This window comes from Alcanivorax sp. HI0044, from assembly GCF_001634945.1.
The window spans coordinates 1-9,016 of the sequence record NZ_LWEZ01001416.1 but is presented as its reverse complement, the minus strand read 5'-3'; the positions used below and the strand labels follow the sequence as shown (position 1 = coordinate 9,016).

Sequence of the window (9,016 nt, the reverse complement as noted above, 5' to 3'; positions counted from 1 at the left end):
GCCCTGAATGGACCTGAAACGAAAAAGGCCGCTTTCGCGGCCTTTTTGCTGCCCCCTTATTTCAGGGGCTTATCTGGTCGGAGTAGCAGGATTCGAACCTGCGACCCCTACGTCCCGAACGTAGTACTCTACCAAGCTGAGCTATACTCCGATGGCTGCGCATTCTAGCAGCCAATTCAGAAAATGCCATACCTAAATGCGGCAGGCATGCGTGGTTGAGCAGTTTCTGGCCAATCCGGCGATCAGCGGGCAAAATGCGCGCCCGCAGGTATTTCGCCCATGTATTTCTCTATGAAAGGACCCGAATGACAGCTTTCCTTCACCCCTGGGGCCAGCTTGCATTGCAGCGCTGGCCGCGCCGGCGCAATGAGACCTTACAGGCCTGGGATAATGCGGATCTGTACCTGCTCAATACGTTGGCAGAACGCGGCCTGCCTGTATCGAAAGCAGATGAAGCCGCAAAGGCCGGCGCAAGAACCCTGGTGCTGAATGATCAGCAGGGCGCATTGGCATTGGCGTTACAGCAAGCGACCCCGGCGGGGTGTGCGTGCGTGGAAAGCAGCGGCGATTCCTTTATGAGCCAGGCCGCCACTCTGGCCAATGCCGAGGATAATGGCCTGACACTGGCAATGCCGTTTTTGTGGCCCTTCGATCCGCCGGGACAGGCCCCGGATCAGGTCATTATGCGTGTCCCCAAGTCCGTTGCGCTGCTGGAGTGCCAGTTGCACTGGCTCAGCCGGCATCTTCCGCAGGGCGTTCCTGTGTGGTTGGCAGGCATGGACAAGCACTTGCCCCGGCAGCTGGTGTCATTGCTGCAACGTTATCTGGGTAACGGTCGTGCCGAGTACGGCTGGAAGAAAGCCCGTTTGTTCAGTGCACAGACCCCGGGGCAGGTTCTGGCTGACACCGATTTCCCCAGCAAGATCAAAGCAGGGGACTGGCAATTAAACGTGCATGCCGGCGTATTCGCCCAGCAGCAGCTGGATATTGGCGCGCGCTTCTTCCTGGATCACCTGCCGCAGTCGTTGCCAGCGGGCTCACGGGTGGTAGATCTGGGGTGTGGCAACGGGGTGATCGGGTTGGCAGCATTGCAGGCCAGTCCCGGTGTTCAAATGACGTTTTGTGATGAGTCCTGGCTGGCACTGGAAAGCGCCCGTGACAATGTGTCGCGCTACTTTCCCGATAGGCAGTGCCGCTTTCACCATGGCGATGGTCTGGTGGGGCTGGAGAATGATTTCGACTGCATTCTGTTGAATCCGCCTTTTCATGACGGGCATGTGGTTGGTGATCATGTGGCCCGGCGGCTGTTTAATCAGGCGGCACGAGCCCTGGCTCCGGGCGGCGAATTACGGGTTATCGGTAATCGCCATCTGGGCTACCACAAGCTGCTTTCCCGTCGATTCGGGTCGGTGACGGTATTGGCCAGCAACGCCAAGTTTGTGGTGTGGCGTTGCCAGCAACCGCTGCCTTAATCCGGAAAGTTGATGTGGCTGAAATCACTGACCACCGGGTGTCGACTTTCCAGCCCGGCCTGTTCACGGTCCAGCAGGCAGGTGTGAAAGCCTGCTTCAGCCGCGGCATCCAGCTCTGCTTCGATATCAGATAAAAACAGCAAGGTGTTGGCAGGGTGGCCAATGTTCTGCTGGATTTTTCGGTAGCTGTCGGCGGCCTGTTTGGGGCCGGTGGTGGTATCGAAATAACCGGATAGCAGGCCGGTGAGATCGCCGGCATCGCTGTACGCGAAGAACAGTTTTTGGGCGGCGATGGACCCGGAAGAGTACACGTACAAGGGCAGACCACTGTCGTGCCACTTTTTCAGGGCCGGGGCGGTGTCCGGGTACAGGTGAGCGGTGTAATCACCGTTTTCATAGCCGGCCTTCCAGATCATGCCTTGCAGGGCCTTTAGCGGTGTGGCTTTACGGTCTTGCTCAATCCATCGGCGGAACAGGGCACTGGCTTGCTCCGGGTTACCCAGGGATTCGCCGGCCTCGGCTTCGGCGGCCTGAATTTGTTCCTGTACCGATGGATCGTCCCAGTGGGAATGGAGAAAGGCGGGGAACTGCTTGGCGGCATAGGGAAACAGCACGTCTTTCACAAACGCAATACTACTGGTGGTGCCTTCGATGTCAGTGATGATGGCGTTGATCATGAATGTCTAGCCCTGCTGTGTGAGCGTGCTTGCACGCTAAGGAATTGGCTGTATATCGGTGGTTGCGTCAGCCCAGCCGGTTGAAGCGCTGGGCAATGTCGCTGCCGGTAAAGTTGGCCACCCAGCCGTCCGGGTTGTTGAACAGGCGAATGGCCACAAAACGGGGGGCCGGGCCCATATCGAACCAGTGCGGTGTATTGGCGGGGACGCTGATCAGGTCACCTTTGGTGCACAGCACTTCGTAGACCTTGCCATTGATATGCAGGGTGAACAGTCCCTGGCCTTCCACGAAAAAGCGTACTTCGTCTTCGCTGTGCCGGTGTTCTTCCAGAAACTTTTGACGGAAGGCGGCCTTGTCCGGGTGGTCCGGCACCATGCTGACCACATCCACGGTCTGGTAGCCTTCATCGGCGATCAGGCGGTTAATGTCTGCCTGATACGCTTGAATCACTTCATCCTGCCGGGGGCTTTCGGATAACGGCTGGTTGGCTTGCCATTGTTCGTAGCGTACCCCGGCACTGGCCAGCACCCGCGCCATGGCCGCCTTGTCGGTGTGATGTTGTTCCAGCACTTCGGGTGCCTGGTCGGAAAAGACTTTCAGTTCGCTGTGCATGGCGACACCTCTTTATCAGTTCTCTCTTTGTGCGTTCTGTCTTGTCGTCTTGCCGGGTGCGTCAGCATCCTCGCAGGCGGCGGCATTCCAGCTCAATGGCCAGCAGGGTTTCCAGTGCTTCCAGTTGACGGTAGCAGGCCGGCAGGTCCTGCGCCCAGGTGTACAGGCCATGACCACGAATCAAATAGGCATGGCTGATATGACCGGCGCGCATTTCCTTGTCCACCTGGGCGGCAAGGGCGGCGATATCCTGGGTGTTCTCAAAGACGGGAATGGTCAGCCGGCTGTCATGGGTAGTAATGCCTTCCAGGGCCTTGAGCAGCTCATAGCCTTCCAGCGTAATGCTGTTGGCAGGCCAGTGCATGGTCAGCACCGTGGTGGCGTGGCTGTGGGTATGCAGCACCGCCTGAATGTTGGCATCAAAACGGTAGAGCTGGGTATGCAACAGGGTTTCGGCCGAGGGTTTGCCGGCGGAAGCCGGTTGACCCTCCATGTCTACGGCCATGATGTCGGTTTCACGGAGCAGGCCCTTGTCCTTGCCGGATTGGGTCACCGCAGCAAAGTCCGCATTCAGGCGCTGGGAGTAATTACTGCTAGTGGCCGGGGACCAGCCATTGGCATAAATGCGTTGCCCGGTGGCGGCCAGGGCGCGGGCGGCGTCACGGAATGCGCTGGTGGAGTAGGGGCGATCAGTCATGGCGGCGATCCTTTGCCTGGCTTAGGTGGGCCTTGAGTTTTTCCGTATTCGGGTGATGGATGACGCCCTGTTCGGTGACGATGGCGGTGATCAGCGCAGCGGGGGTGACATCGAAAGCGGGGTTGTACACCGGGCAGTTATCCGGGGCCACCGGTTTGCCTTGAATGGCGCGCACTTCGTTGCCATCGCGCTGTTCAATCATAATGTGGCTACCATCGGGCAGGGCGGGGTCCAGCGTGGAAACGGGGGCGGCGACAATGAAGGGAATCTGGTGGTGCTGCGCCAGTACGGCCAGGTTATAGGTGCCGATCTTGTTGGCGGTATCACCGTTGGCGGTGATCCGGTCGGCCCCGACGATAACCGCCTGAATTTTTCCCTGCTGCATAAGCTGGCCTGCACAGCTGTCGGCGACCAGTGTTACCGGAATGCCATCATTGAGCAGCTCCCAGCTGGTCAGGCGGCTGCCTTGCAACCAGGGCCGGGTTTCACCGGCATAGACCCCCGCTAGTTGCCCACGGGCCCATGCGCTGCGAATGATGCCCAGGGCGGTGCCATGCCCGCCGGTGGCCAGGGCGCCGGTATTGCAGTGGGTGTAAACGGTGGCGCCATCAGGGAGCAGGTCGGCCCCAAATTCGCCCATGGCCTGGTTGGCGGCCAGGTCTTCGCGGTGAATGCTCTCTGCGTCGTCCGTTAACGCCTGGCACAAGGCGTTGCCCTGAAGGTCGCCGGCCACACGTTGCAATCGTTCCAGTGCCCAGAACAGGTTGACGGCGGTGGGGCGGCTGGCTGCCAGGCAGGCAATGGCATTCTGTAGCGAGGCCAGGGTAGCGCTATCGCCCAACCGCTGGGCTTCCAGGGCCAGCCCGTAGGCGGCGGTGATGCCGATGGCCGGAGCGCCTCGCACGACCATATCGCGAATGGCATCCGCCGCTTGCTGGCTGTCGAGAATATTCAGCCACAGGGTCTCTGCAGGCAGGTGGCGTTGATCCAGTAACTGCAGGCGATCGCCGTGCCAGCGAATGGCGGCGCTATTAACCGCGGGGGTAATGGCCATGGGTGGGCTCCTTGAATGCGTCCGGGTGCTCCAGCGGGCGGCGATGGTACTTGCCCCTGATCCAGTTTGCGGCCCGGAAGACCCCGGGGCGGCGCATGATAGCGCGTTCCAAACGGTATTTCCCCGGAAAAGTACTGGTCATGATGGCAATCAAAAGGGTCAGCAGACCCTGCCCGGGAAGGATCAGCATGAGGATGCCGGCGAACAGCAACAATATGGCCAGCAGGTTGCGCAACAGCCACACCAGCCAGGCAATGACTCCCCGGTTCTGGTGCGGAGAATACGCCTGGGTAAAATAGTTTTCCGGTATCCGAACGAGGAACCAGGGAAGCGCCACCAGTGACGCCACAGCCATGACCACCCCGGTGATAGTCAGTGCGGGCAACCAGGGTTCCAGTTGTTGTGCCAGTGGCGCGAGCCACCCGGGCAGGTCAGCGTTCAATAGGCCTCCGGAGAATAGTGTGAACGTACGCTCAGTGGAACGTACAATGGCGCGATGACAGGCAATTTTCAATCATGGTTACGTGGATATGATGCGTTATTCATGAAGCAAATTTGTCATTTCCGTGTTGAGCATCAGCAGTGGTAACTGCCGACTTGGCGCCAAGATAAATAATCGATGAAGGCGTGTGCCCCTGGAGGGTTCGATCACGTCTTCCGGGAGAATTCGATATGGCCATGGCCGGGCAGGTAGTACTGGCAATCGTTATCGGACTGTTGATTGGCGCCGTGCTCGGTTTGCTGGTCTGGAAAGTCTGGATGGCGCGCCACCGCAAAGCCCTGATTCTGGGGGAGGAGGGCCGAAGTGCCGCGAAGTACACGCAGATACTCGATAGCCTTGAGGTGCTCTGCCGTGCGGTTGATCAGAAACAAGTCGAACTGAGTGAGGCAGCCATTCGTATCAGTGCCTTGCTGGATAGCCTGCCGGCGGATATTGCGCCTAAAGTGGACGTGGCGGCAATCCATCAATTTGCAGAGACATGCCAGCAGTTCGACCGGGGAGAGAATCGTGACGGACTGACCGCCCGCGCCCGTCATAACCAGGACAATTACCGGTGGCAGCTTGAGGAGGAGCAGGCCGCTGTTGTCGGTGATGCGGTTCAGCGGCTGGTAACGGTGTTGCCGTCCTGGCGTTCGGTGCTGCTCTCGGGTGTATCCAGATAGCGGAAGTCGGTTAGTTCGATGCGGCCGCGAATGAACGGGTTTTCCCGGTGGTCCATGCGCACCATGAAGTAATCCAGTTCGCGGGCGGCCCAGAATTCGGAATGGCGGCCGCGTTCTGCATAATCCCGCTCAAGCCCCGTTGCCTGCCAGGTCCCTGCAGGCGTTTCCAGTGCTTCCGTGCCCAGTGATTGATAGTGGTAGTCAGTCATTCCATCAGGCTCAGCAACGGCATAACTGAATGCGGTATCGCCGTTTGCCATATGGCAGCGTGCAACCATGGCTACGCTGAGTGCATCCAGGGTGTTCGCTGCCAGTGCATAGGTGGCCTTGCTGCCCAGTGCTTGTTCCGCGTCCCAGTCGAAGCGGATTTCGCCGCCCCGCTGCATCCCGAAGCCTGTGCTGGCATGTTGATAGTGATAGGGGGTGGCCTCGCAGTTATGCCAGTCGAAATGGGCGCTTTCTTCGTGGCTGAATAGCCGGTTGCGGGCAGTGAAATGCAGACGATAACCTGGCTCGGCTTTTTCCAGGCGAATAGTGGCGCTTAGACCCACAGGAATGCCATTGACCACTACCCGGTAAGTGCCCTCAGCGGGCCGCAGTTCGGCGGGAAAAGGTTCCTGAGCGGCCAATGGCTGGCACGCCATAAAAGCCAGGCAGTACAGCAGCCGTCCCGGCGAGAATATTCCAGTATGATTCGCCACTTTCCCTGTGTTCCTGCTTTGTTGGAGGCAGTGAAACTGCCATGTGCTTTCCGGTGTCTTCCTGGCAAACCACGGTGAGCCAGTAAACATAACTGTGCCTGTGATTGCTGACAGTTGTGTTTCGGGTTCAAGCACAAAGGCGTATTCAGCCGCCCCCGACGTTTTGTTAATACGGTCTCTCAAGTATGGATGAAAATACCCTGCACGTCGCCTTTCCCGCCCCGGCGCCACTGCGCGATGCCCTTGATGCGTATCTGAACCAATGTGAGAGGGAGCCGGGAGCCTCCCATGTTGCGGAACTGGAGCTACTGGTCACCGAGTTTGTTGATGTTGTGTTAGCCGTTTACTTCAAGGGGCCCATCGAAGCCGCAAATACACAGGGCGCGGCGGCCCGTCTGATTCTGGGGGCAATGAGGGTGATTAACCGGGCTGCCGACAGCCTGGTCGGACGGCTGATTCGCAATACCACGGTAGCAGAACAGCAAGCCTTGGCCGGCTATTTCCGGAGCCTGAGAAAGACCTTAAACGGCAGGGTTTACGCGGCGTACCCGTTGGATCCGGCCGTGGCGGAAAAAGCGTCCATGGTGTTTCTTGAGTATCAGCAAGGCGACGGGCAGATAGAGGCATTATTGGGTGTCATGCAGGCGATCAATGAGGGCGCAGTGGTAAACTTTATGGATAATTCCGTTTCCTGTCTGCAGCTGGGCAGGGTAAACCGTGCCCTTGTGTCTGCTGCTCGTGTTACAATATGTAAAGCTGCGGCCACGGCAACACACAAAGGCCTGACAGCCATGGATACCAACGCCAGGAAGGCGGTGGTCAATTACTTCGACAACATGCTTATACGGTTCGATGATGGATAGCAGGGAAACGCGCGGCGCAAACCGCCGCAAGCTGGCACGAATCAACACGCAAATGCGTATCGACATCTATCGCTACCGGCTGTTTGGCGGGTGGCGCTTCATTGCCCGGGCCAAGGCGCTTGATTATAACCGCTACGGTATCGGCCTGACCTCCCCAATCAAGTTCAGTAATGGCAGCATTCTGCAGCTTGATCTTTATTCGCCTGGCATGATCCTGCGACGGGTCTCTGCTGAAGTGGTAAGCTGCCAGCGGGCAGGGCAGGCCTACCGAATCGGGTTGCGGACCTATTCAAATCTGCGCGAACTGGTCGGTGACACCGATCAACATCAGATTCGCTATCTGGCGGGGATGGAGCCATTGCTCGGAACGCCGGGCACCAGGTGAAATCTGTGTCCGGATGCGGCGAGGTTCGGAAGGTACCGATTTCCTGGCTGTGAACAGCCATAAAAAAAACCGCCATGAAGGCGGTTTTTTTATGGAGGCCAGAATCAAGACGCGTCAGGCGCCTTTTTAGCTGGTGCTTTCTTCGCCGCCGCCTTTTTAGCGGGAGCCTTCTTTGCTGCTGCTTTCTTGGCGGTAGCTTTCTTCTTGGCCGGTGCCTTCTTGGTAGCGGCTTTTTTAGCGGGCGCTTTCTTGGCTGCGGCCTTTTTCTTGGCCGGGGCTTTTTTGCTCGCCGCTTTCTTTGGCGCTACCTTGCGCTCGATTTCCTTGGCGCGCTTTTCCAGGTCCTTTTCGTACTGGCCGATCACGCGTGCCAGGCTGTGGGCCTGCTTGGCGGTGGCCTTAAGAACCTTGACCTCGGTTTCCAGAATGCGCTTGCGGGCTTCGGAATCATCCACCTGTTTGCGGGTTTCGTCTGCCGTTTTGCGGGCGCGGTCAAGCTGACGTTTTACGGTGCTGGTGGCCTTTTCACGGTACTCGGCCTGGAGTTTTTCCAGCTTGGCGAAATATTCGCGCTGGCGCTTCAGTTGCTGGTTGAGGCTGTCTCGCACTTTATCCAGTTGCTTTTCCAACTGTGCGATCTGCTTCTCACGTTCCTTGTCGAAGCGCTCAGCCAGCTTGCGAATCTGAGCCTGAAGTTCCTCGACGGTATCTTTCACCTTGCTAGCAGCCATGGATGACTCCCTTTCCCCTACGGATTATTTCGTTAATGGCCAACGGGCTCGGGATGAGCGCTGGCCCAGATCAACGCACTTGCCGTTGCAACTTTATGCCACATATGAACGTTGAACAACCATTGATCAATTATCAGATGCCGGACGTGCCGGGCAAGTAGGGGAGGGACGGGGCAGCTCCCCCCTCGGTTCGCTACCACCTTTTATCTGGCGCGTGGTTTTCTGTCAGGCATTGAGCGCCAATCATCCCGCGTATCAGCATGGCGTTGCGGTTTTAGCAGTGGGGCTGGATACTGAGCATCATCAACCATGATCGAGACGGGAATTATGCCGGTAACTTTCGATGGCAAGTTAGTCATCGCGATCAGCTCACGGGCCTTGTTCAATCTTTCCGACAGTCACCGGGTTTATCTGGAAGAGGGGCTGGAAGCCTTTCAGGACTACCAGGTTCAGCACGAGGATGATTTGCTGGAACCGGGGGATGCTTTTCCGCTGGTGCAGAAGCTTCTGGCGATTAACGATCTTGAGCAGGGCAAAGGACGAGTCGAAGTCATTCTTCTGTCGCGCAACAGCTCGGATACCGGGCTGCGGGTGTTTAACTCCATAGCCCATTATGGGCTGCCTATTACACGTGCGGCGTTTGCCAGTGGTGAGAGCCC

The 9,016-nt window shown here is 58.1% G+C and carries 12 protein-coding genes and 1 tRNA gene; 5 read left to right on the top strand and 8 right to left on the bottom strand.

Going from position 1 to position 9,016, the window contains the following annotated elements:
- Window positions 1–74 precede the first annotated feature (74 nt).
- A tRNA-Pro gene (locus A3730_RS20990) sits at window positions 75–151 on the bottom strand.
- Window positions 152–305: 154 nt separating this feature from the next.
- On the opposite strand from A3730_RS20990, the gene A3730_RS20985 reads away from it, so the two are divergent.
- Window positions 306–1,472, top strand: a complete 1,167-nt coding sequence (locus A3730_RS20985) for a methyltransferase (RefSeq protein ID WP_063521499.1) — start codon at window positions 306–308, stop codon at window positions 1,470–1,472.
- Here the strand turns inward: A3730_RS20985 and mtnC are convergent.
- The 5 genes from mtnC to A3730_RS20960 all read right to left on the bottom strand — a co-directional run bounded on the left by mtnC (window position 1,469) and on the right by A3730_RS20960 (window position 4,955).
- Complete coding sequence (gene mtnC / locus A3730_RS20980) at window positions 1,469–2,149, bottom strand: acireductone synthase (protein ID WP_063521498.1); 681 nt, start codon at window positions 2,147–2,149, stop codon at window positions 1,469–1,471. The two genes, A3730_RS20985 and mtnC, sit on opposite strands and share 4 nt — an antisense overlap.
- A gap of 67 nt (window positions 2,150–2,216) precedes the next feature.
- Window positions 2,217–2,762 carry an acireductone dioxygenase gene (locus A3730_RS20975; RefSeq protein ID WP_063518736.1) on the bottom strand — a complete coding sequence of 182 codons (546 nt, stop codon included), beginning with the start codon at window positions 2,760–2,762 and terminating at the stop codon, window positions 2,217–2,219.
- Window positions 2,763–2,823: 61 nt separating this feature from the next.
- A complete protein-coding gene (locus tag A3730_RS20970; RefSeq protein ID WP_063521497.1) occupies window positions 2,824–3,459 on the bottom strand; it encodes a methylthioribulose 1-phosphate dehydratase in 636 nt (211 codons plus the stop codon).
- Window positions 3,452–4,513 carry an S-methyl-5-thioribose-1-phosphate isomerase gene (gene mtnA, locus A3730_RS20965; RefSeq protein ID WP_063521496.1) on the bottom strand — a complete coding sequence of 354 codons (1,062 nt, stop codon included), beginning with the start codon at window positions 4,511–4,513 and terminating at the stop codon, window positions 3,452–3,454. Before mtnA ends, A3730_RS20970 begins: the two co-directional genes overlap by 8 nt.
- Window positions 4,491–4,955, bottom strand: a complete 465-nt coding sequence (locus tag A3730_RS20960) for a hypothetical protein (RefSeq protein ID WP_063538840.1) — start codon at window positions 4,953–4,955, stop codon at window positions 4,491–4,493. The genes mtnA and A3730_RS20960 overlap by 23 nt, the downstream gene beginning before the upstream one ends.
- A 230-nt stretch (window positions 4,956–5,185) precedes the next feature.
- Here A3730_RS20960 and A3730_RS20955 point away from each other — a divergent pair, with 230 nt between their 5' ends.
- A complete protein-coding gene (locus A3730_RS20955; protein WP_063518601.1) occupies window positions 5,186–5,677 on the top strand; it encodes a DUF2489 domain-containing protein in 492 nt (163 codons plus the stop codon).
- Here the strand turns inward: A3730_RS20955 and A3730_RS20950 are convergent.
- Window positions 5,614–6,378 carry a DUF3108 domain-containing protein gene (locus A3730_RS20950; RefSeq protein WP_231884007.1) on the bottom strand — a complete coding sequence of 255 codons (765 nt, stop codon included), beginning with the start codon at window positions 6,376–6,378 and terminating at the stop codon, window positions 5,614–5,616. The two genes, A3730_RS20955 and A3730_RS20950, sit on opposite strands and share 64 nt — an antisense overlap.
- Before the next feature lie 185 nt (window positions 6,379–6,563).
- On the opposite strand from A3730_RS20950, the gene A3730_RS20945 reads away from it, so the two are divergent.
- Window positions 6,564–7,241, top strand: coding sequence for a hypothetical protein (locus tag A3730_RS20945; RefSeq protein WP_063518599.1), 678 nt, complete (start codon window positions 6,564–6,566; stop codon window positions 7,239–7,241).
- 52 nt (window positions 7,242–7,293) lie between these two features.
- Window positions 7,294–7,626: a hypothetical protein gene (locus A3730_RS20940; protein ID WP_063518605.1), complete on the top strand. Its 333-nt coding sequence runs from the start codon at window positions 7,294–7,296 to the stop codon at window positions 7,624–7,626.
- Window positions 7,627–7,730: 104 nt separating this feature from the next.
- Here the strand turns inward: A3730_RS20940 and A3730_RS20935 are convergent, their stop codons facing one another.
- Window positions 7,731–8,357: a hypothetical protein gene (locus A3730_RS20935; RefSeq protein WP_063518598.1), complete on the bottom strand. Its 627-nt coding sequence runs from the start codon at window positions 8,355–8,357 to the stop codon at window positions 7,731–7,733.
- Between the two features lie 327 nt (window positions 8,358–8,684).
- Here A3730_RS20935 and A3730_RS20930 point away from each other — a divergent pair.
- Window positions 8,685–9,016 (top strand): 5'-nucleotidase (locus A3730_RS20930; protein ID WP_197477556.1); only part of this gene is annotated, 332 nt, incomplete at its 3' end.